The organism is Parapedobacter brassicae (genome assembly GCF_051400755.1).
Classification (GTDB): domain Bacteria; phylum Bacteroidota; class Bacteroidia; order Sphingobacteriales; family Sphingobacteriaceae; genus Parapedobacter.
This window is the reverse complement of record NZ_JBLFFL010000006.1, coordinates 94,688-117,521: the sequence shown is the minus strand read 5'-3', so window position 1 is coordinate 117,521 and position 22,834 is coordinate 94,688. Positions and strand designations below refer to the sequence as shown.

Genomic DNA, 22,834 nt, shown 5'->3' with positions numbered 1-22,834 from the left:
GATCGGTATTGATCAGCCGGAAGTTTTATGGGATGCTGGAGAAAGTTTATGTTTTAATCCGATATGCTTCCCTTGCCAAGATATACAGCGGGATACCAATGCATACGATCAAGATCGCAATGGATAGCGCCGCGTCTGGAAAATTCAACGGCGCTACGCTCGAAATATTGGATAGCGGGATGACGAGGAACTGCATAACGGCCCACACAAACACCCCATAAATCACACCGGCAAGGATACCCATGCGCCGGATGAGGGGCAGCGAGCGGAATAGCAAGAAAAACAGGGTGGTAAAGACAAAAGCGATGACAAAATGGAATAGTAAGCCCCAGAGGGCCATTTGGCTGCCTCCCCGGTATGCATTATCCCCAAACACACCACAGGCAATGTAATGCAGCACAACGATCGGGCTTTTGTGCGTCTTGAGGTAGTAATGCAGGAATGCCGCCAGCATGTCCAGCATACCTACAATGAATCCGGCGCGTAAAATGGCTTTCATGTTATGACACGGAGGTGATCCACCAGGTATTACCAAACGGATCGGTCACCCCGCAGGTCCGCCCATATTCTTTGTCCGAGGGTTCTTGGCCGGGCACCGTTACGGCTCCCGCTTGCAACGCTTTTTCATAGGTTGCGTCCGCATCGTCTACGTGGATAAAAAGGCCCGCATTCATCACCGAAAACTGACCGCTCGCCGTTGCGAACATGATGACGGTATCGCCGCCGATGCGAAGTTCACCGTGCATGATTGTGCCCTTATCATCCGGTACGAGCATTTGTGCTTCCGCGTCGAAGACGGTTTCCATAAATCGCTTGAATCCATCGGTGTCCTTAATGATCAGATAAGGCATCAACCGGTTGTACTGTGGTGGGATGTTTGTAGCCATCGTTATTGAGATAATATCACATCAACTAAGTTATGTATTTTTTTGGATGATTGATCCAAGGAAATAATGTTACTTTTGGGGCATGCTGGTTTTTCGTGAACCAGCACTTTACCCTTTGTATAAACGTTATTTTATGCACGATAAGAATCGACGGATCAGCCCAATGGCCTTGCCGATATTTTTTTTACTCGTATCAATCGGTGCGGCCACCGCGCGCCAAGTCTCATCGCCTGACAGCCTGCGCCTTGCGGACACCCTACCGATGGACACGGGTGTGCTGCGGGGCAAACTCGATAACGGCTTTGAATACTACATCCGCCGCAATACCGAACCCAACGACCGCGTGGTGATGTACCTGGCCACCAAGGTGGGCTCTATCCTGGAGTCGGCAGATGAATTGGGCCTAGCGCATTTTCTGGAGCACATGCAATTCAACGGCACCAAGCATTTCCCGAAAAACGAACTGGTGAACTACCTGCAAACAGCAGGGGTGCGCTTTGGCTCGGACCTGAATGCGTATACCTCTTTTGACGAAACGGTGTACCAACTGCCGATACCATCTGACGATCCGGAACTGCTGAAAAACGGTTTGCAGGTGATGCGTGACTGGGCGCAGGATGCGTTGCTCGACGGAACGGAGATCGACCGGGAGCGCGGGGTGGTGCTCAATGAAATGCTGGGGGGAAGGGGGGCGCAGCAGCGCATGCGCGACCAATACCTTCCGATGATCCTCAACCAATCGCGCTACGCGCAGCGACTGCCCATCGGTACCAAGGAAATTATTGAAGGCTTCGACCACGAAACGCTGCGTAACTTTCATCGCAAGTGGTACCGGCCGGACTTGCAGGCGCTCATCATCGTTGGCGACATTGATGTGGCGGAGATGGAAAAACAGATCAACACACTTTTTTCCGACCTCCGACATCCGGAGAATGCGCCCGCACGTGCATCCTATGATATCCCATTGGCAGGCAACAACCAATTCATGGCGGTGACCGATCCTGAAATGCCCCAGACAGTGGTACAGGTGATTATCAAACATCCTGAAGCGAAGGTGAGTACCGTAGGCGACTACCGTACGCAGCTGATCAAAGCGCTCTTCAATCAAATGGCCGGGGCGCGCTTCGCGGAATTGACGCGCCAATCGGATCCACCCTTCATCCAGGGGGGCGGTAGCATCGGCGGATTCCTGCGGGGACTGGATGCGTTTACGATGTACTTTGCTGCCAAACCGGGTGAACTCAAGCGTGGTTTTGAAGCCGTGGTGACTGAATTTGAACGTATTGAACGCCATGGCTTCACCGCTACCGAAATGGAACGGGCCAAGAATAATTTTCTCACCGGCGTGGAATCGGCGTATGCCGAACGTGATAAGCGCAAATCGGAAAGTTATGTAGACAGCTACCTTAACCACTTTCTGGAAGGGGAAAACGTGCTGAGCAATGAAGACCGCTACCGCCTCGGTAAGCAACTCACCGGCACCATTGCGCTGGAAGAGGTGAATGCCGTGGGTAGGCAATATTACGTAGACAGCAACCGTGATGTCCTCATCATGGCACCGGAAAAAGACAGGGATAGCTTGCCGGATGAAAACACCGTAAACGGTTGGCTGGAGGCCATTGAGGAGCAGGATATCGCACCTTATGACGACAATGTACAGGATGCGCCATTGTTGGAGAAACAACCCGAAGCCGGAACGGTGACAGACCGGGTGGAAACATCCGAACTTGAGGTGACTGAACTGACGCTGAGCAACGGCGTAAAGGTCGTGCTGAAACCGACGGATTTCAAAAACGATGAAATCAGCATGGCGGCATTCAGTCCGGGAGGGACGGCGCTGTATGATGATGACGACTTTCTCTCGGCGGCGTACGCGGCGACCATCGTGGGCGGAAGCGGTCTCGGCCCCTACGACGCCACGCAGCTGACCAAATTCCTGAGCGGCAAGAAGGTATCCGTGCGCCCGTACATTGCGGAGCGCGCTGAAGGATTCAATGCTTCCAGCGGCAAGAAGGACTTAAAGACAGCTTTCGAGCTGGTGTATGCTTATTTCACCGTGCCGCGATTGGATATGGAGGTATTCCAGGGCTACATGCAGCGGATAAAGGCGTCGTTGGCCAATCGCCTGGATGATCCTGATGCGGTGTTTTCGGATACCATCAACGCGGTGCTATATAACAATAACATCCGCCGGACCAGCATGACGGTAGAGCAGGCTGATCTCATCAACCCGCAACGGGCCTATGAGATTTATAAGGAGCGGTTTGCGGACGCGTCGGACTTCACGGTGACCATCGTGGGCAGTTTTACCGAAGAGGAGGTCCTGCCGCTGATCGCGCAATACCTGGGTGGATTGCCTAAGAAGGGTAGGGAAGAACAAGCCCCGGATCTGGGCATCTACCCTCCGGAAAAAGGGCTTCAACGTACGGTATCCCGCGGAAAGGAGCAAAAATCGAGCGTACGGCTGTATTATTTCGGCGACTATGATTATTCGGAAGACGAAAACTTGCAACTGGATGCATTGGAGAGTATCTTGAACATCAAGCTATTGGAACGGTTGCGGGAGGCAGAAAGCGGTGTATACGGTGTGTCGGCCGGTGCGTCGTATTCGAAATCTCCGCGCCACCGGTATTCGTTCAGCGTGGCCTATGGAACGACTCCTGACAAAGTAGAACCCCTGATGGAGTCGGCATTTGATGAAATCAACAAGATCAAGCAACAGGGTCCCCAACAGACGGATATTGATAAATTTGTCAGTGAACAGAAGCGGCTATTGGAAGTACAGCTCAGGGAAAATGGATTTTGGTTGGGACACTTATCCAATGCTTATCAAAACGGGGAAGATCCGGCTTATATCTTACACTACGTCGATGAATTGAAAAACGTCACGGCTGAAAGCGTAAAAGCCGTGGCAAACAAATACCTCGTAGAGGAGCGGCTATTTAAATTTATCCTGATGCCGGAAGCACAGTAATGAGGATGGCATCCAAAAAAAACGCCCCGATTGATGCGGGGCGTTTTTTTATAGCCTTGAAAATTACATCAGCCTAAATAAGATTTCAGGATCCGGCTGCGCGAGGTATGGCGGAGCCGCTGCAACGCTTTGTCCTTGATCTGTCTGACCCGTTCACGGGTGAGGTTAAATTTCTCACCGATCTCTTCCAACGACAATTGGTGGTTGGAGCCGAGTCCAAAGAACAATACGATGATCTCCCGCTCCCGTTCGGTCAACGTCGCAAGCGAGCGCTTGATTTCCTCGGAGAGCGATTCGTCGATCAGCGAGCTGTCTGTATCCGGATCGCTGTTTTCCAACACGTCCAATAACGTATTTTCCTCGCCTTGCACAAAAGGTGCGTCCATGGATACGTGACGCCCTGAATTGCTCAAGGTATCGGACACCTTATCAACCGTGGTTTCCAGAATATCTGCCAATTCTTCAGGTGAAGGTTCCCGTTCATATTCCTGCTCCAATTTGGAGAAGGCTTTACTGATTTTGCTTAACGAACCGACCTGATTCAATGGAAGACGTACGATACGGGATTGCTCTGCAATGGCTTGTAGGATAGACTGCCGAATCCACCAAACCGCATAAGAGATGAATTTAAACCCTTTTGTCTCATCAAAGCGTTTTGCCGCTTTTATCAGACCAAGGTTGCCCTCGTTGATCAAGTCGCCAAGGGTCAGTCCTTGATTTTGGTATTGCTTGGCCACGGATACCACGAAACGTAAATTCGTCTTCGTCAACCGTTCCAATGCTGCTTGATCTCCCTCCCGGATCTTCTGGGCGAGTATAACTTCTTCTTCGGCAGTGATTAAGTCTACTTTACCAATCTCATGCAAGTATTTGTCTAACGATTGCGACTCCCGATTGGTAATGGATTGTGTGATTTTGAGCTGTCTCATTTAACCTATTAAGTGCCTTCCTTTCTAAAAAGTGTGCAAAAATACGACTTCTAATTTATATTAACTGTTTTTTTTGGAAAAAGTTGCCTGATTTAGAGGAAATTATCCGGTGTTTTTGCAGGAAATTAACCCTCAAAAAGTGTTCCAAAATATACCAACTAGTTAATAGGGGGTTGATGGTGGGTGTGACTGTAAATAACTGTATTTCAATCGATAAATCTTTATTTTTAACAAAAAAACCATTATTTCATGGCCAAATTGTGAGATAATTGTGACGAAACCTGTTTAACTGATTTATGCTAATGTGCTGATAATTAATCACTAATGCCAATTAGGAGCAGGTCTGCCACCTATGCAAAGCGATAACCCTTTAGAAACTCGGTGACATCCATCCGTCTTTTGCCTTCGAGCTGCAGTTCCTTTACAGCAAGATAGCCATCAGGACAAGCAAATCTCAGGAAACTTTTGCCATCGGTGTCATAGGTGCCCGGCGCATGCCGGGGCGCTGTTTCCACGTAGTCGGCCTTGAAAAGCTTTAAGGTTTTTCCATCCAACAGCGTATATGCAGTAGGATAGGGGCTCAGTCCCCTCACCAGGTTGTATACCTGCGCAACCGGCTTGTTCCAGTCGATCACGCAATCTTCCTTAAAGATTTTCGGCGCATGCTTGAGCTCAGTCCCAGCAGCCAAACGTTCTTGCGGAATGGGGGCAATAGTGCTGCTGGCGATGGCTTTTACGGTTTTAACCAATAGGTTAGCACCCACCGACATCAGCCGGTCGTGCAGCTCCCCCGCGGTATCATCGGGTGCGATGGATACGGTATCCGAAAACAGGATATGACCGGTGTCGATCTCATGCTGCAAGAGGAACGTACTGACTCCGGTTTCGGATTCGCCATTGATGATCGCATGATTGATGGGCGCAGCGCCACGGTATTGGGGCAGGAGGGAGGCATGCAGGTTGACCGTCCCGCGGGGAGGCATGCTCCAAACCGCTTCGGGCAGCATCCGGAAGGCGACCACCACCTGCAAGTCGGCGCCAATTGATTTCAATTCGGCCAAAAAGTCCGCATTCCGCAGCTTCTCAGGTTGGAGCACCGGTAGGCCATTGGCAATGGCATATTGCTTTACGGGCGACTGCTGCAGCTTTTGTCCGCGGCCAGCCGGCTTGTCCGGCGCAGTCACCACAGCCACCACCTGTTCGCCGGCTTCGAGCAACGCCTTCAGCGAAGCTACTGCAAATTCGGGTGTCCCCATGAATACGATACGCATAATTCGGCAATTCCTGTTAACTTTGCGAAGTTACAAAATATATCGGGCAGCTTGAATTTTCCTTACTTCATCGCAAAGCGGGTAGCCATCAACGGCAAGCGGACATTCTCCGGGCTCATCATACGCGTAGCCATCGGGGCGATCGCGCTGGGGGTGGCAGCCATGATGCTGTCTGTGGCCGTCTTGAAAGGTTTTAAGGGCGAAGTAACCGCTAAGCAGCGCGGCTTCTTCGGTGATATCACCCTTAATAAATATGATCTCAACGCTTCCTACGAATCTTCCCCATTTGCACTGAAGGAAGCGGAAGTTCAGCAATTGACCGCCGTATCCGGGGTGTCATCTATTCAATATTACGCCACGAAAGCTGGCATCATCAACGTCAATGATGAAGTAGAGGGCGTCCTGTTCAAAGGGATCGATACCACATACGACCAGCGTTTCCTAACGGATGTGCTGGTAGATGGACATCCCATTGATTTTACGGACAGTACAAAAGCTATCAGTCAGATCTTGATCTCTCAATATACGGCCAGTCGGCTGCGCCTTTCGGTGGGTGATGACTTCATTATGTATTTCGTGCAGCAGCCCGTAAGGAAGCGTAAGTTTCAAATTGCGGGTATCTTTCATACCGGAGTTGAGGAACTGGATAAGACGTATGTCGTCGGCGCGCTTTCTCTGGTGAGACGGTTAAACGACTGGAGCGAAGAGGAGGTCGGTGGCTATGAAATCTCCATCAGCCATTTCGATCGGCTGAATCAGGTGACCGCTGAAATACAGGATGTATTGCCCATACAGGTGGATGCAATTAGCGTGCGGGATCAGCTGCCTGAAATTTTCCAGTGGTTAGACCTCTTAGACGTCAACACGGTGATCATTCTCATTTTAATGATGGTCGTGGCAGTCGTAAACATGGTATCTGCCCTGTTGATTATTATTCTGGAGCGGACCTCCATGATCGGCATACTAAAGGCCCTTGGCGATACGGATGTGGATATCCGGAAAGTATTTCTCTACCAGGCGATTTATTTGGTCGGTCTCGGACTGCTGATCGGCAATGCCCTGGGCTTGGGCTTTTATTTTTTTCAGCAACAGACGCATTTCTTCAAATTGGATGAAGCATCATATTACGTATCGTATGTCCCGGTCGACATCACTGTGTTGGACGTCGTGATGCTGAATGCAGGAGTGGTCCTGATCACGTTGGCGATCTTGTTGCTCCCGTCATACCTGATCAGCCGGATCAGTCCCATCAAGGCCATCCAATTCCAATAAACTTGCAGGCCTGTCACGCAGAAACGGCTTATTTTAGTTATCTTTGAGGCAGGTTCAACCGAAGTGAAAAAATTGGACGTATATACTGTCATTTTATGGCCAAAAGCATTTTCGACCATTTAAGCGATGCATTTGAAACGCCTTTGAGCAACCCCGTGCTCATTTTTGCCCTTATTCTCTTTATCATTCTGTTGTCCCCTATATTGCTCCGCCGAATCAAGATTCCGGGGATCATTGGCCTCATTCTTTCCGGTGTAGTCATCGGTCCATATGGGTTCAATCTGCTTGAAAAAAGTTCAGCGGTAGACCTATTTTCCACCATTGGCCTGTTGTATATCATGTTTATCGCCGGACTGGAGCTGGACATGAATGAATTCAGGAAGACGCGGCATAAAAGTGTCTTGTTCGGCTTCTTTACCTTTATCATCCCCATCGTCATCGGCTATCCGGTGTGTCGTTATATCCTTGAATATGACACGCTGGCCAGCATTATGATATCCAGCATGTTTGCAACCCACACGTTGGTGGCCTATCCGGTGGTCAACAGCTACGGCATATCGAAAAATGAGGCCGTGGCCATTACCATCGGCGGTACCATCCTCACGGATACGGCCGTCTTGATTATCCTGGCCATTATTATCGGAGCCTCTCAAGGTCAATTGGACCAAGCGTTTTGGACGACCCTCGGTGTTTCGTTTGTGGTCTTTCTGCTGATCATGTTCGGCATCATCCCGCGAATTGCCAAATGGTTTTTCCAGAAGGTTGAAGGTGAAAAAACCGCGCACTACATCTTCGTGCTATCCGTGGTCTTCTTCGCCGCCTTTTTAGCGGAGATCGCCGGTTTGGAGCCCATCATCGGAGCCTTCGTTGCGGGACTGGCATTGAACAAGCTGATCCCGCATTCGTCCGCGCTGATGAACCGGATCGAATTCATCGGCAATGCCATATTCATCCCCTTTTTTTTAATCAGTGTGGGGATGATTGTAGACGTCAGCGTGCTGCTAAATGGGCCGATGGCTTTGCTCATTGCCGCTACCCTGACCATCGTTGCCATTTTCAGCAAGTGGATAGCTGCTTGGTTTACACAACTTACGTACGGTTATTCATCCGCTCAGCGACAGGTGATCTTCGGCTTAAGCAGCGCACATGCCGCCGCAACGTTGGCCGTCATCATGGTCGGATTCCGATACGGGATCATTGACGAAAATGTACTCAATGGCACGATTGTGCTCATCCTCGTTACCTGTATCGTCGCATCACTGGCTACTGAATCGGCCTCTAAGAAGGTGATATTGGCGGGCGATCAGGATGAGATCATCAGCGAAAAGAATGTCGCGCGGGAAGAGCAATTGATGCTGCCCATTGCCAACTTGAACAACATGGAATCTTTATTGGATTTCGCTACGCTCATTAAGAGCAACTACTCGCCACATCCCATTGCGGTGCTGACGGTGGTGCCGAATAACGAAATGGCGGAGCAAAACCTGCAACGTGCCCGTAAGAACTTGGACTCCACTGCCAAATATGCATCCGGCAGTGAAACGGCTGTGAGCATCGTGGCAACCATTGATCATAACATTGCCAGCGGCATCAGCAGAGCCGCCCGCGAAGTCGGTGCAGATGGCATTTTGCTGGGCTGGCCCAGTAAACCCGGCATCATTGAAAAAATGGTAGGTGAGAAGACCGAGAGCATCCTCAACCAGACAGATGCCAGCTTATTTATGTGTCATGTGGATAAGCCGCTGATCATGCAAAAGCGCATCGTCGTATTCTGCCCTTCGCTCACCGAATCAGCACTGGGCTTTGATTACTGCATGGAGAAAATATTCCGCCTTTCACAGGAATTGACCCTTCCCATTTTATTTGTTTGCGATATGCGCAGCAAACGGGCGATCAATGAATACATCGCGCGAAACAAGAACGGCACCCGCTTGTTATTTTCCAATCACACCGAGTGGGACAACCTCGCGACGTTGCATCAGTTAGTGAAGGATAATGACCTGATCGTTTTTTTCTCGGCAAGGCAAGGCGAAGTATCCTATCGTCATTCGTTTGATGGCATCCCGAAGAAACTTGGCAAAGTATATGCACAGCATAACCGCATACTGATATTCCCGAGTAGGAGAGGTGGACATTCATTAGATGAATATGAAGATGTATCGGCCGCTCCGATCTTGCAGCGGATCGGGAGGGGTATCGGCAACATGTTTAACAAAGACAAACAGTAATATCGCATGACAACAAAGATCACAAAGGATTCCGCGGGCAGCCTGCATGTGCCCGATCAGGTGGATATCCCGTTTATCATCGGCGACGGTATCGGTCCAGACATCTGGCGCGCATCGGTGAGGGTATTTGATGCCGCCATAGAAACCGCATACGGCGGTACGCGCAAGGTGAATTGGAAAGAGGTGCTTGCAGGCGAAAAGGCTTTTCAGCTTACGGGCGAATGGTTGCCAGCCGAGACACTGGATACCATACGGGAACACGTGGTCGGGATCAAGGGTCCGTTGACCACGCCCATCGGGGGCGGTATTCGCTCCCTCAACGTCGCGATACGAGCAGCGCTCGATCTGTATGTGTGCCAACGGCCCACCCGTTGGTTTACGGGGGTGCCTTCTCCTGTAAAGCACCCAGAATATGTCGATATGGTCATGTTCAGGGAAAATACCGAAGACATCTATACCGGCATCGAGTTTCCGGCGGATTCGGCGGACGGCGCACGGGTAAAGACCTTTCTCCAACACGAGGTGGGGGTAGATTTTGCCTTTACCGCCGATACAGCAATCGGCATCAAGACCGTTTCTGAACAGGGATCCAAGCGACTGGTCCGTGCCGCGATCGAATACGCCATCCGCCATAAGCGCCCATCGGTCACCCTGGTGCACAAAGGAAATATCATGAAATATACCGAGGGTGCGTTTAAGGACTGGGGATATGAAGTCGCCGATCGCGAGTTTAAGTCCGCTACCTATACCTGGGCCCAGTGGGAAGAGACCAAGACGAGCCAGGGTGAGCAGCAGGCCAATGAGGAGCTGAAAGAAGCGGAGGCTAACGGAAAAGTAATCATCAAGGATGTCATTGCCGACAATTTCCTGCAGCAGATCCTGTTAAACCCGCGGGATTATTCCGTGATTGCCACACTGAACCTGAATGGTGATTATATTTCGGATGCGCTGGCAGCCATCGTGGGCGGCATCGGCATCGCTCCGGGGGCGAATATCAACTACCGTACCGGACATGCGGTCTTCGAAGCAACCCATGGCACAGCTCCGAGGTTTGCCGACACCGATAGCATGAACCCTTCGTCGGTGATCCTCAGCGGTGTCATGTTATTGGAATACATCGGATGGCAGGAGGCCGCCTCGCTGATTATCGAAGCGCTGCAGCAAACCATCTTAGCGAAAACGGTCACCGTTGATTTTTATAATCAAATGGACGATGGAAAATTGCTGAAAACAAGCGAATTTGCCTCGGCCATTATCGATAAAATAAAATCGGGCTTTGACCGTTCGATATAAAGCAGACATTCAACTTTTTAATCAATACTCCATGGCCAATATCTTGTTGGTAGAAGATGACAGCACATTTGCTGCAATACTGGAAAACTTCCTGAAAAAAAAGGGATTTGAAGTGGAAGTGAAAAACAGTGTGAAGAGCGGTATAGCGGCACTTAATAACAACACCTTCCACCTGGTGCTGTTGGACTACCGATTGGGAGATGGCATCGGCTTGGATATCGTGGAAGCACTCCGCGTGCAGGACAAGGTGATCCCCTCGATCATTATGACCAGTTTCAATGACGTCCGGACGGCTGTCAAAGCCATCCGCCAGGGTGTATTTGACTACATCACCAAGCCGGTTAATCCAGATGAATTGCTCATGGTGGTCAATGAAGCGCTGGAGGGTAAGTCTACCGAAAGTACCGTATCGCGTATCCGGAAGACTGATGTAGACGCCTCAGACCCAGACTTTGTGGAAGGCAGCAGTACAGCGGCTCATAAGTTGCATGAGTATATCGCACTGGTGGCACCTACTGATATGTCGGTGCTGATCCGCGGCGAAAGCGGCACGGGCAAGGAGTACGTAGCCCGATCGATTCACCAGATGAGCAAGCGATCAAATCAGCCGTTTGTCTCGATTGATTGCGGTACGCTTTCCAAGGAGCTGGCCTCAAGCGAACTCTTCGGCCACATCAAAGGTTCATTTACCGGTGCACTGAACGATAAGACCGGTCAGTTCGTCGAAGCATCCGGCGGCACGTTGTTTTTAGACGAGATAGGCAACCTCTCGTATGATGTGCAAGTCAAGTTGCTCAGGGCGCTGCAAGAAAAAGTGATCCAGCCTGTGGGGGCCAACAAGACCATTAATGTCGACGTACGCGTCATCGCCGCGACTAACGAGGATCTGTTGAACTCGGGTAAATTCCGCGAAGACCTGTATCATCGCATCAATGAGTTTGAGATTATCGTCCCGGCGCTCCGGGACCGGCGGACGGACTTCCGTCAATTTGTCGATTTCTTTGTCAGGAAAGCCAACGTGGAGCTCGGGCGTGATGTGCAGGAATTATCCGACGAGGTATGGGAGATCTTTAATGCCTATGATTGGCCGGGAAATCTTAGGGAGCTGAAAAATGTCGTCAAACGCATGGTGCTGCTCTCGCCAAACAGCAGCGCGGAAGCATCGGCTTTGCCCGAAGAAATGGTCTTTGCGATTAAAAACCCATTGACTGATGAACCTATTCCAACCACCGATAATCCCGATCTGCGGCTTCACAGCGAAGCGCATGAGCGCAAGCTGATTCTGGATGTTTTGCAAAAAGCAAAATATAACAAGAGTAAGGCCGCACAGATGCTCAATATTGACCGCAAGACCTTGTACAACAAAATGGAGAAATACGGGATTGAATGATTCTTTGTTGAATTATTCGCAATAAATTATTGAAAAGCTTGAATGAATTTCAATAAGTAATTGTTATTTTTGCAGCCAATTTAACGAAGTATATTCTTTCAGATCAATTAACATGAAGCATAATTTTGGAGCTGGGCCGTGTATATTGCCACAGGAGGTTTTTCAGGAAGCTTCTCAGGCGGTCATCAATTTCAATGATACGGGATTATCCATCCTGGAAATTTCCCATCGGAGCAAGGAGTTTGAGGCTGTCATGGCAGAGACCGAACAGCTGGTGCGCGATTTACTCTCAGTACCCCGCGATTATTCGATCCTTTTCTTACAGGGGGGCGCGAGTACACAATTTGCCATGGTGCCGCTGAATTTACTGCCGACGGGCGGCAAAGCGGCCTACCTGGATACAGGAACCTGGGCAAGCAAAGCCATCAAGGAGGCAAAGAAGATCGGGGAAGTGGCGGTAGTGGCCTCCTCGGCCGAAGCGAACTATACCTATATCCCGAAGGATTATGAAATCCCCGCGGATGCCGCATATTTTCACTATACTTCAAACAATACCATTTTCGGGACGGAACTTTTTGATGCACCCAGGACCGCCGTGCCCCTGGTGTCGGACATGTCATCCGATATACTCAGCCGCAGGATCAATGTGGCTGATTTTGGACTGATCTACGCGGGAGCCCAGAAAAACATGGGACCTGCCGGGGTAACCGTGGTCATCGTAAAAGATGAACTGCTCGGAAAGACCGGACGCACACTGCCTACCATCTTTGATTACCAGCCGCATATCGCAGCGGCATCCATGTACAATACGCCTCCTGTATTTTCGATCTACGTGTCGATGCTCAACCTCCGCTGGCTGAAAGCAAAAGGCGGGGTCGAGGTGATCGAACAGGAAAACGTCATCAAGGCGCGCTCACTGTATGATGAGATTGACCGGAATCCCTTATTTAAGGGGACAGCGGCACCGGAAGATCGCTCCCGGATGAATGTCACCTTTGTCACCGAGGACAAGGCCCACGAAGCGGCCTTTCTGGAACTGGCAAAGGAGCGCGGATTGGTGGGGCTCAAAGGCCACAGAAGTGTGGGGGGCTTCCGGGCATCCATCTACAATGCATTGAGTATTACCGGTGTGAATGCATTGGTTGATGCCATGCAAGAATTTAAAGAAAGACACGCTTAGCACGGAGACTTACGAAAAATGAAGATATTAGCCAATGATGGAATAGATCCACTGGGCAAGCAATTGCTTGAAAACGCTGGATTTACCGTAGATACAACGCATATACCCCAAGATGAACTGCCCGACCGCCTGCAGGCGTACGATGCCATCACCGTGCGCAGCGCCACCAAGGTCCGTCAAGGACTGATTGACGTATGTCCAAACCTGAAATTGATCGGAAGGGGTGGGGTAGGCATGGACAACATTGACGTGGAATATGCCAAATCCAAAGGGGTCGTGGTGGTCAACACTCCCGCCGCCTCTTCGTTGTCGGTTGCCGAGCTGGTGTTCGCCCACCTGTTGGGAGGGGTTCGCTTTCTGTATGATGCCCAGCGCAAAATGCCTGTAGAAGGCGATACGAATTTCGGCGGACTCAAAAAGGCGTATGCGAAGGGGACTGAATTGCGGGGGAAAACCCTTGGCGTGATCGGCATCGGCCGGATTGGCCGCGAAACGGCCAAAGTAGGCCTGGGCCTGGGGATGGATGTGATCGTCAGCGACCTCTTTGAGGCGCCGAAAAGCCTGCCGTTGGCGCTTTCCGGCGGCATTACAGTTGATGTGCCGATTCAACAGGTAGCGCTTTCTGAACTGTTGCAACGGGCAGATTTTATTTCCCTGCACGTACCGTTTACCGACAAACCGATTATCGGCAAGGCGGAGTTCGAGTTGCTGAAACCCGGCGTGGGTCTTGTCAACGCCTCACGGGGCGGTGTCATCGACGAGCTGGCGCTTATCGACGCACTGGATAGCGGCAAGGTTGCATTCGCAGGATTGGACGTTTTCGATAACGAACCCACTCCGCGGAAAGCATTGCTGACCCATCCGAAGGTCTCCCTGACGCCGCATATCGGCGCCGCCACTGACGAAGCGCAGGAACGGATCGGAGAAGAATTGGCCAATTTGATTATTGAGCACCTGACGAAATAATTATCTTTGTGCCCTTTATCAGCATACCATCCATGAAAGTACTAAAATTTGGAGGAACATCCGTAGGCAGTGCCGAACGTGTCAAAGCATTATTGGACATCATCGACACCCGGGAACGTCAAATCGTGGTGTTGTCTGCCGTAGCAGGCACGACCAATGCGCTGGTCGAAATTTCCCAAGCGTTCGTTGCAGGGCATCGGGATAAAGCATCTGCCCTCATTGCATCGCTCCGTGGTCAATATAATGTGTTGATCGCCGACCTGTTCACAACAGACGAGGGACTTCAAAATGGCAAAGAGCTGATTGATTATCATTTCGGCCTGATTGATTCTTTCTCCAACCACTTGTTTACCCCCATCGAGGAAAAGATCATTTTGGCGCAGGGTGAATTGATTTCGACGACCCTGTTCCATTTTTACCTCACGGAACTCGGTATCCGGTCCAAGTTGTTGCCTGCCCTTGATTTTATGAAGATCGACGAAGACAACGAGCCGATCGTTCCGTTCATTCAAGAAAACCTGAATGAATTGCTGCTTCAGTCAAACGATCACAATCTCTTTATTACCCAAGGTTATATATGCCGAAATGCATTCGGCGAAATTGATAATCTCCGGAGAGGAGGGAGCGACTATACCGCGTCGCTCATCGGTGCAGCCATCGGGGCAGATGAAATTCAGATATGGACGGATATCGATGGTATGCATAACAATGATCCCCGCGTCGTCAAGGACACGAAACCCATCGCAAACCTGAGTTTTGATGAGGCGGCTGAATTAGCCTATTTCGGTGCCAAAATCCTGCATCCGCAAAGCGTTTTTCCGGCGCAGCGGTACAACGTTCCGGTACGTTTGCTTAATACCATGGAACCGCAAGCACCGGGCACATTGATCAGCAAAGGAGGGGCCGCAAAAGGCGTGGTACGGTCTATTGCTGCAAAAGACGGTATTACGGCCATACGCATTCATTCCTCGCGGATGCTGCTGGCTTATGGTTTTTTACGCAGGGTCTTTGAAGTTTTTGAACGCTACAAGACACCGATCGATATGATCACCACGTCAGAAGTCGCTATTTCGCTGACCATAGATGACACCAGGTACCTGGCCGAAATTGAAGGTGAGCTGAACGATTTCGGTTCGGTAGAGATCGATCGGGATCAAACGATTGTGTGCGTGGTAGGTGATTTCGGATTGGATACGCATGGCTATGCTGCACGTGTGCTGGATGCCGTGAAGCATATACCGATCCGCATGATCTCCTACGGCGGAAGTGACTATAACATATCCATGCTCATGCAGACGGCACATAAAGTGGAGGCCCTACGGTCATTGCACAACAGACTTTTTTAAATCACCAACGCAAGAGACCGAACATGTTTGATGCACGACTCACCGCCGCACTCGCTCAACAGGAAACCCCGTTTTATTATTATGACTTAGCACTGTTGCAACGAACCCTGGAAGCAGCAAAGCAGGCTTCGGCCTCACACGGCTTCCATGTGCACTATGCGCTGAAAGCTAATTTCAATGACCGGGTACTCGGTTGCATCCGGGATGCGGGGTTCGGTGCCGATTGCGTCAGCGGCAATGAGGTAAAAAAGGCCCTGGAATCGGGTTTTGCTCCTGGCGACATTGTGTTTGCCGGTGTAGGCAAATCGGACAAGGAGATCAACTACGCGCTGAGCCGTGACATTTTTGCCTTTAATGTCGAGTCCGTGCAGGAGTTGCAAATCATCGACCGACTGGCTGCTGCCCAAGGGAAGAATGCGAAGGTAGCGCTCCGGATCAACCCGAACGTGGACGCCCAGACGCACCATTATATCACGACCGGACTGGATGAGAATAAATTCGGTATCGCACACTGGGAATTAAGCGATGCGATCGAGACCCTGCGCCAATGCCAGCACATCGAACTGATCGGTATACACGTCCATATCGGTTCGCAAATAACCGACCTCAATGTATTCAAAAGTCTGTGCATCAAGGTGAATGAGCTGAATAATTGGTTTGACGAACGGGGCTTCCGTCTGCGGGTGCTCAATGTAGGGGGTGGCTTGGGGGTCGATTACCACCGTCCGGACGCTAACCCAATCCCCGATTTCAAATCCTATTTTACCGTATTCGCCGATTTCCTCGAACGCAAACCGGGACAGCAAGTCCATTTCGAATTAGGGCGCGCGCTGGTGTCGCAGTGCGGAAACCTGGTCAGCCGCGTGTTGTACGTCAAGCACGGTATCAAGAAAAATTTCCTCATCCTGGATGCAGGCATGACGGAATTGATGCGTCCGGCATTATACCAAGCATACCATCAGATCGAACGGCTTGGCGCAGGCCCGGTAGGAGAGGCCGGGGGAGATCAGTTGAATTATGATGTCGTCGGACCCGTGTGCGAAAGCAGCGACTGCTTTGGCAAAGAAGTACCGCTGCCGCGGTCGGAACGTGGCGACCTCATTGCCATCCGTTCTGCTGGTGCCTATGGCGAAGTCATGGCTTCCCATTATAACCTCCGTGATGAGATCCGTTATGTGTATAGCGATCAGATCGCAGGCAAACGCTGATGCGAATCCGCCCTTAGTCAACCTTCACCACCAACGCAAGCATTTCGGCTGTGTTGCGTACACCCAACTTGTGGAGGATGTTTTTACGGTGCGTCATCACCGTATGGATGGATAAGAATAGCGTGTCCGCTATCTCCTGATTGGTGTGTCCATTGCGCACCAATCCGATGATCTCCAGTTCCCGCCGGGAGAGTTTAAATTTATTCAGGAATTTATCTTCAAACAAGGTGTCACCCGATTTCGGACTTTGGTCATAATCATACCGGTTTTTGCCTTCATGTATGGTCTTGATCGAATCGATCAAATGCTGGGCATCGGAGTCTTTCAGCAAATAACCGTTGATGTCCATTTCCCTGCATTTGGCATACACGTGTTCGTCGGCATACATGCTCAATACGATAATTTTACTGGCTATTTGATGGTTTCTTAAGATCCGGATGGTATCCGGCCCGTTCAGGATCGGCATATTCAGGTCGACCAATACCACATCTACGCGTTTCGTTTTGAGGTATTCGATCAACTCCTTGCCATTGGTACAGATCTTGGCCACTGCCAGGTCCGGATCGGACTGCAGGATGGATGCGATGCCTTCAGACATCAATTTATGATCATCGGCTATAGCAATCGTTATCATCGGTTTACATCAAAGAATAGGATCAACTATCCGGAATACAAAGCTCAATCCGGGTACCGCTGCCCAAGGTAGAGTGCACGCGAATCTCGCCGCCAATCAGTTTCACGCGGTCATACATATTAATCAGTCCTGATCCCCTACGAATTGCATCGGTTTCAAAACCTACACCGTCGTCTGCGATTGACAGCTTACAGTGATGGTTCTCCGTTTCTAACTTAACAAATATATGCTTCGCTTCGGCATGTTTCAAAATATTGTTAATGCATTCCTGAAAAATTCGGCTGACCATCACGCGGTTATGCGTATTGGACGGTCCGCAGTCACCTTTTTTCTCAAAAGATGCCTTCACGATGCCGGCTTTCTGCACTTTATTAAGCTCCTGTTCGATGAAATCAACCAGGGAATACTGCTCAACACGGTTGATATTCAGGTCCTGCGAGAGCGACCGGATATCCATGATGGCCTGATCGATGAGCGGCCGGACATCCTTTTTCTCTTGTGTACTCGGGTGAGAAAGGTAGAGTTTGATCAACGACAATACCTGACCGACATTATCATGCAGTTCTTGTCCCACGTATTTCAACGTCGCTTCCCGCATTTCCACCTTGGCTTTTAGCACCGCCTGTTCATATTGAACGATGAGCCGCTGCTGTTCCCGGATATTCTTGATTTTCCGCTTCTGATAAAAAATGACCATACCGAAGATAAATGCGCCGATCAGCGCAAGCACCAGGCTTCCGAATAGGATGGCGACTACCACTTCGTCACCTGAGGCGTCTATTGAGTCCTCGATTTGCATCACATTATACTCAATCAGTTGTTGTTTTGGGTTTGTGCAATAAGAAGCCGGCGATATACATGGCGTATAATACAAACGCGAAAATACGCAGCATTACCGAACCGAAATACTCGTCATTTACGACAAAATAACTCCAAAAAATAATGGTCAGTGTGCTGCTGAGATAGAAGAAAAAAATGCCGGTGACAATCCAAAACGTTGCATTCCGCGCCGGATTGATTTCGTATTCATCGTCCGACGTAATGATTTCATGGAAATACAACAGCCCATATAAAATCAGCGAAACTGCCATGGCCGTGCGGGAATACGTCATCAAAAAAGACATTCCCTGTATGAAACCCCAATTGACGAAAAAAAACAGGATATTCAGCAGGGAGCCGAATAGAATCAGTTTTCGTTTGCCGGTATCTTTGATGATGCCGTAAAACAATAGGCCAAAACATAGAATGTTTATTGGCAGCGACCAGTTAAAAATAAAATGATTGGATGCATGATCGGTCAGCACAAAGGAGTATAAGGACGCCGCCAATTGATAAAAAAATTGAAATAACAGAAAATAAGGAAAGAATTTCAATACCCAGGATCCGAGATTTTTCCGCTGATAGAGTCCAGTCAAGGCACTTATCAGCATGAGACCCAGCAAAAAGAACGTAATGAAATTCATAGGTAGATGGTTACGACGCACCGCCCATCAGAGCAGTTGGCCGGTAGGTGATGGGGGAGGGCACATATCGATATCGTCGGCCGGCATGCCCGCTCTTGACGGCGCAATCGGCAACACCACTGGACCTATTTTTCCGTTATTTCCTGTTCCGGTGGCGGCTTTGCTGGGCATGTTCAGGCAATCGACGCTGTTTTCCATCGTCACGTTATCCGGATCATCCGATTTGGTGGCCACCATGACGACCGTATGCGCCTTCTTGTGATCGGGCTTTTTGAGCGTGAACCCTGGGTAATCATCGGCAACGGCATAGTAAAATCGGATGCCGTCTGCTTTGTTCAATTCCAGCAGTTCCAACAGCGCATCTTTGCATACCCAAAACGATCGCGGTTCTTCTACGTTTCGCCCAAGCTCCTTGCTTCGTTTTTTTGCAGCGGGCACCCGCCGTTGCTTGTCATATGCATTAACCATTTGCTGGGCCAATTCAATCGGAATCAGGTTCAATCTGCTTTTCTTTTGATTGGTTGAATCTTTCATTGGAGTACGGGTTTAATGGGTTAAAAACTTTTTGCTAAACTGGCAAAAGCGGCCCAAAAACACAATACACCAAAATGGGTATTTTAATAGTTTCCGCACTCAAACACGCTGTCTATTTGCCAGTTGGCCGAGTTGAGCGAAGCTTGTACAGCGAGTTGGTCGCAGCGCTCGTTTTCCGGATGCCCCGCGTGCCCTTTCACCCAAATGAAACGTACCTTATGCTGCTTGTGGATGGCGAGAAAACGTAGCCAGAGATCCTTGTTTTTCTTGCCTGCAAACCCCTTCCGGAGCCAGCCATGTACCCATCCTTTTTCGATGGCATCAATGACATATTTTGAATCGGAGTAAATGGCAACTTCCTGTCCGGGCTTCCTGAGGGCTTCGAGCCCCTTGATGACGGCCAGCAGCTCCATCCGGTTATTGGTCGTTTTGCGGAAACCTTCGGATAGTTCTTTATAATGGGAACCGGACCGCAGGATAACGCCGTATCCGCCCGGACCCGGATTGCCGCTTGATGCGCCGTCGGTATACAGTTCAATCATGGGCAACAAAGGTAAGCCATCGCGCTGGAATCGTCTGTATATGAATGGAAATTATTTATTTTGTGCGTATGGAGCGAATTGTAGTATTTACCGGCGCGGGAATTTCTGCGGAAAGCGGACTCAAAACATTTAGAGGCGATGATGGCCTGTGGGAAGGGTATCGGGTGGAAGATGTCGCCACGCCAGAGGCTTGGTCGAGGGACCCGCAGCTGGTGCAGCACTTTTACAATGTCCGCCGCAAGGCGGTGCTGGACGCGGCGCCCAATGCGGCACACCTGGCATTGGTAGCCTTAGAAAAACAGTTTCAGGTGACTGTCGTCACCCAGAATATCGATGACCTGCATGAGCGGGCAGGCTCGAGCAACGTGCTGCATCTGCACGGACTGATCACGCGGTCGCAATCGAGCCTTGATCCGAAATTGACTTATCCGATTAACGGGCATGAAATCAGGATGGGTGAGCGATGCGAACTGGGCAGCCAGCTGCGGCCGCACGTTGTATGGTTCGGAGAGCCGGTTCCGGCCATGGGAGAGGCCATACGTGTCTGTCAACTCGCCGACATTTTTATCGTTGTGGGCACCTCGCTGCAAGTCTATCCCGCAGCTGGATTGCTGGACGAAGTGCCGGCCGACGCTGTCAAGTATTTTGCAGATCCCCAGGCTTCACGATTGTCGAAACACCCGGATGTTATTTGCGTGGACGAACAGGCGGGCATCGCCGTGCCGTGGATTGTCTCACAATTGCTTCAAGACTGATAGCGACACTTCAAGGCGAGTACTTTGCAATTATTTGGCTGGTTTTTTCCGCCAAATATTATTTTGTTTACATTAATAATATACTGTATTTCAGATCATTAATTTAAATAACTAAAGTAATGATAGCCATTGTAATCTGCCGGTCAGCAGGCGAGCAAGGCGTTACACCAAATGATATTCTGTATACCATTATATAATATTATAAGATATTATTAATAAGATAGTTATATAAAATAAGTAAACTAATGATCATGCCTTTTATAGGCCTCAATGAAGGACTGGCGCATTTCCGTGAACCGTTTGGAAACGGTCGCCTTAAAGGTATCATCGATCAGCTGGAATACGCCATTGACGCCATCAACGACATCGATTTCGGCAATTTTATAAACCTGCTCAAGCGTTCCTTGCTCGAATTTAATGATGAACTTTTGGTTCATTGAAAAAATACTGATCTTGAAATCAGGATGCGGCAATTCGGCGATTGTTCTCATGAAGAAAAAAATTTGTATATTTACAACATCAAATAAACCAAAAAGTCCCGAGGTTCAATATTAAAAATAATCCGATATTATTACTATAATTGACGTTATGTTAAATAGAATTTATGCATTCCCTCCCCAGTCACCTTCGCAATGCCTTTCAAAACCCTGATTCCCCTGATACGTTTACCGGCTATCGGTCTTCGGGCTTAGTCAGTCCTCGAATTTCGTAATCATCAACGCCGCTACGGTAAGATTATTCCGCGCATCGATCAGAATAGCGCCGCCATTCGCTTTATTGGATACGTACCGATCGAATGCTAACCGGTCCGCCGATTTAAATTGGATCTTGCCAATGTCATTCAGGCCAAGTTGCTCGTCGGCTTGTTTTTTCTCAAGCGTTTCAATATCGACCCGGTAGATCACATCCTGCACCTTTATTTTGGTTATCTTTCCGTGGTGCTGGAGCAAATAAACTTGACTCATGTCCAGGGGTTTCGTATCCATCCAGCAGATCTCTGCTTCGAATTGCTGCGCTACCGGCGGTTGTTCATGTCGTTTGACCAATACGTCTCCCCGGCTGATATCAATTTCGTCAGCCAAATGGATGACCACAGACGCCAATTCTTCTGCCGTGGTCAACTCTTTTGATGCCAGTTCAATCCGGCTGATGGTACTGCTGAATCCGGAAGGCAGCGCCGTCACCTCATCGCCGACGTTGAAAGAACCGCTAACCACCCGGCCGGCATAGCCCCGGTAATCGTGCAGGGTTTCCGTTTGCGGCCTGATGACCCATTGCACCGGGAAACGCCCCGGTTTTACATCCACTTGCCGGTGTACATCCACCGTTTCCAGGAAGTCAAGCAATGGCTTACCGGCATACCAGGGCATGTTGACCGACGGCGCCACGATGTTATCCCCCTTCAATGCGCTTACCGGGATATAGTCGACTTGCTGGATGGTCAAATTTTCAACCAGGTGATCATAATCCGCTTTTATTTTGCTGAATACTGCCTGGTCGTAGTCGACCATATCCATCTTGTTCACGCAAACCAACACATTCGGGATCGCCAGCAGCGAAACCAGAAACGAGTGGCGCCGTGTCTGTTCGATGACACCTTTTCTGGCGTCGATCAGGATGATGGCCAGATCGGCATTGGACGCCCCTGTTACCATATTGCGGGTGTATTGGATATGCCCAGGTGCGTCCGCAATGATGAATTTGCGTTTTTCCGTCTGGAAATATTTGTAGGCTACATCGATGGTAATGCCCTGTTCACGCTCGGCCTTGAGCCCATCGGTCAATATGGCCAAATCCAATGTGCCGTCGTTATTTTTACGGTTAGTGCGTTGTATGGCCTCCAGCTGATCGTCCAATACGGAGTTGGTGTCATACAGTAGCCGCCCGATCAGGGTACTCTTGCCGTCGTCTACGCTGCCTGCAGTGATAAATTTTAATAGATCCATGTGGATTTATGATTTA

At 49.8% G+C, this 22,834-nt stretch carries 21 protein-coding genes; 10 read left to right on the top strand and 11 right to left on the bottom strand.

Translation table 11 applies throughout. The features are described from left to right. Positions 1–46: 46 nt before the first annotated feature. Positions 47–499: a hypothetical protein gene (locus tag ACMGDE_RS15875; protein WP_436833805.1), complete on the bottom strand. Its 453-nt coding sequence runs from the start codon at positions 497–499 to the stop codon at positions 47–49. 1 nt (position 500) lies between these two features. Next, entirely contained in the window at positions 501–887 is a 387-nt protein-coding gene (locus ACMGDE_RS15870; protein ID WP_436833804.1) for a VOC family protein, read from the bottom strand. 133 nt (positions 888–1,020) lie between these two features. Here ACMGDE_RS15870 and ACMGDE_RS15865 point away from each other — a divergent pair, with 133 nt between their 5' ends. Continuing rightward, positions 1,021–3,861 (top strand): M16 family metallopeptidase, encoded by a 2,841-nt coding sequence (locus tag ACMGDE_RS15865; RefSeq protein WP_436833803.1) that lies wholly within the window; start codon positions 1,021–1,023, stop codon positions 3,859–3,861. Positions 3,862–3,929: 68 nt separating this feature from the next. On the opposite strand, the gene ACMGDE_RS15860 is transcribed toward ACMGDE_RS15865, so the two are convergent. Next, positions 3,930–4,790: a sigma-70 family RNA polymerase sigma factor gene (locus ACMGDE_RS15860; protein WP_257667581.1), complete on the bottom strand. Its 861-nt coding sequence runs from the start codon at positions 4,788–4,790 to the stop codon at positions 3,930–3,932. A gap of 350 nt (positions 4,791–5,140) precedes the next feature. Continuing rightward, entirely contained in the window at positions 5,141–6,061 is a 921-nt protein-coding gene (gene fmt / locus ACMGDE_RS15855; protein ID WP_436833802.1) for a methionyl-tRNA formyltransferase, read from the bottom strand. A 51-nt stretch (positions 6,062–6,112) separates the two neighbouring features. Here fmt and ACMGDE_RS15850 point away from each other — a divergent pair, with 51 nt between their 5' ends. From ACMGDE_RS15850 to lysA, 8 genes are all read left to right on the top strand, one after another. Further along, positions 6,113–7,333: an ABC transporter permease gene (locus ACMGDE_RS15850; RefSeq protein ID WP_436833801.1), complete on the top strand. Its 1,221-nt coding sequence runs from the start codon at positions 6,113–6,115 to the stop codon at positions 7,331–7,333. Between the two features lie 95 nt (positions 7,334–7,428). Then, positions 7,429–9,561, top strand: a complete 2,133-nt coding sequence (locus ACMGDE_RS15845; RefSeq protein ID WP_436833800.1) for a cation:proton antiporter — start codon at positions 7,429–7,431, stop codon at positions 9,559–9,561. 6 nt (positions 9,562–9,567) lie between these two features. After that, a complete protein-coding gene (gene icd / locus ACMGDE_RS15840) occupies positions 9,568–10,854 on the top strand; it encodes an NADP-dependent isocitrate dehydrogenase (protein WP_436833799.1) in 1,287 nt (428 codons plus the stop codon). A gap of 31 nt (positions 10,855–10,885) precedes the next feature. Beyond that, positions 10,886–12,244, top strand: coding sequence for a sigma-54-dependent transcriptional regulator (locus ACMGDE_RS15835; protein ID WP_436833798.1), 1,359 nt, complete (start codon positions 10,886–10,888; stop codon positions 12,242–12,244). 112 nt (positions 12,245–12,356) lie between these two features. Beyond that, entirely contained in the window at positions 12,357–13,424 is a 1,068-nt protein-coding gene (serC, locus tag ACMGDE_RS15830; RefSeq protein ID WP_436833797.1) for a 3-phosphoserine/phosphohydroxythreonine transaminase, read from the top strand. Between the two features lie 18 nt (positions 13,425–13,442). Continuing rightward, positions 13,443–14,390 carry a D-2-hydroxyacid dehydrogenase gene (locus tag ACMGDE_RS15825; protein WP_436833796.1) on the top strand — a complete coding sequence of 316 codons (948 nt, stop codon included), beginning with the start codon at positions 13,443–13,445 and terminating at the stop codon, positions 14,388–14,390. A 32-nt stretch (positions 14,391–14,422) separates the two neighbouring features. After that, a complete protein-coding gene (locus ACMGDE_RS15820) occupies positions 14,423–15,736 on the top strand; it encodes an aspartate kinase (RefSeq protein WP_436833795.1) in 1,314 nt (437 codons plus the stop codon). A gap of 23 nt (positions 15,737–15,759) precedes the next feature. Further along, complete coding sequence (lysA, locus tag ACMGDE_RS15815) at positions 15,760–16,944, top strand: diaminopimelate decarboxylase (RefSeq protein WP_436833794.1); 1,185 nt, start codon at positions 15,760–15,762, stop codon at positions 16,942–16,944. A gap of 13 nt (positions 16,945–16,957) precedes the next feature. Here lysA and ACMGDE_RS15810 read toward each other — a convergent pair whose 3' ends face one another. From ACMGDE_RS15810 to rnhA, 5 genes are all read right to left on the bottom strand, one after another. Next, a complete protein-coding gene (locus ACMGDE_RS15810) occupies positions 16,958–17,578 on the bottom strand; it encodes a response regulator transcription factor (RefSeq protein WP_436833793.1) in 621 nt (206 codons plus the stop codon). Between the two features lie 22 nt (positions 17,579–17,600). Beyond that, the gene (locus ACMGDE_RS15805; protein ID WP_436833792.1) at positions 17,601–18,377 is read right to left on the bottom strand and encodes a sensor histidine kinase; all 777 of its coding nucleotides are present in this window, start codon (positions 18,375–18,377) and stop codon (positions 17,601–17,603) included. 10 nt (positions 18,378–18,387) lie between these two features. Then, positions 18,388–19,041 carry a hypothetical protein gene (locus ACMGDE_RS15800; RefSeq protein WP_436833791.1) on the bottom strand — a complete coding sequence of 218 codons (654 nt, stop codon included), beginning with the start codon at positions 19,039–19,041 and terminating at the stop codon, positions 18,388–18,390. 27 nt (positions 19,042–19,068) lie between these two features. Next, a complete protein-coding gene (locus ACMGDE_RS15795; protein WP_436833790.1) occupies positions 19,069–19,575 on the bottom strand; it encodes a hypothetical protein in 507 nt (168 codons plus the stop codon). A gap of 83 nt (positions 19,576–19,658) precedes the next feature. Next, complete coding sequence (gene rnhA, locus ACMGDE_RS15790; RefSeq protein ID WP_436833789.1) at positions 19,659–20,117, bottom strand: ribonuclease HI; 459 nt, start codon at positions 20,115–20,117, stop codon at positions 19,659–19,661. Between the two features lie 68 nt (positions 20,118–20,185). Here rnhA and ACMGDE_RS15785 point away from each other — a divergent pair, with 68 nt between their 5' ends. Further along, positions 20,186–20,872, top strand: coding sequence for an SIR2 family NAD-dependent protein deacylase (locus ACMGDE_RS15785; RefSeq protein ID WP_436833788.1), 687 nt, complete (start codon positions 20,186–20,188; stop codon positions 20,870–20,872). A gap of 242 nt (positions 20,873–21,114) precedes the next feature. Here the strand turns inward: ACMGDE_RS15785 and ACMGDE_RS15780 are convergent, their stop codons facing one another. Together ACMGDE_RS15780 and ACMGDE_RS15775 are read right to left on the bottom strand one after the other, a co-directional pair. Continuing rightward, entirely contained in the window at positions 21,115–21,363 is a 249-nt protein-coding gene (locus tag ACMGDE_RS15780) for a hypothetical protein (RefSeq protein WP_436833787.1), read from the bottom strand. 201 nt (positions 21,364–21,564) lie between these two features. Then, positions 21,565–22,818: a sulfate adenylyltransferase subunit 1 gene (locus ACMGDE_RS15775; RefSeq protein WP_436833786.1), complete on the bottom strand. Its 1,254-nt coding sequence runs from the start codon at positions 22,816–22,818 to the stop codon at positions 21,565–21,567. Positions 22,819–22,834 lie beyond the last annotated feature (16 nt).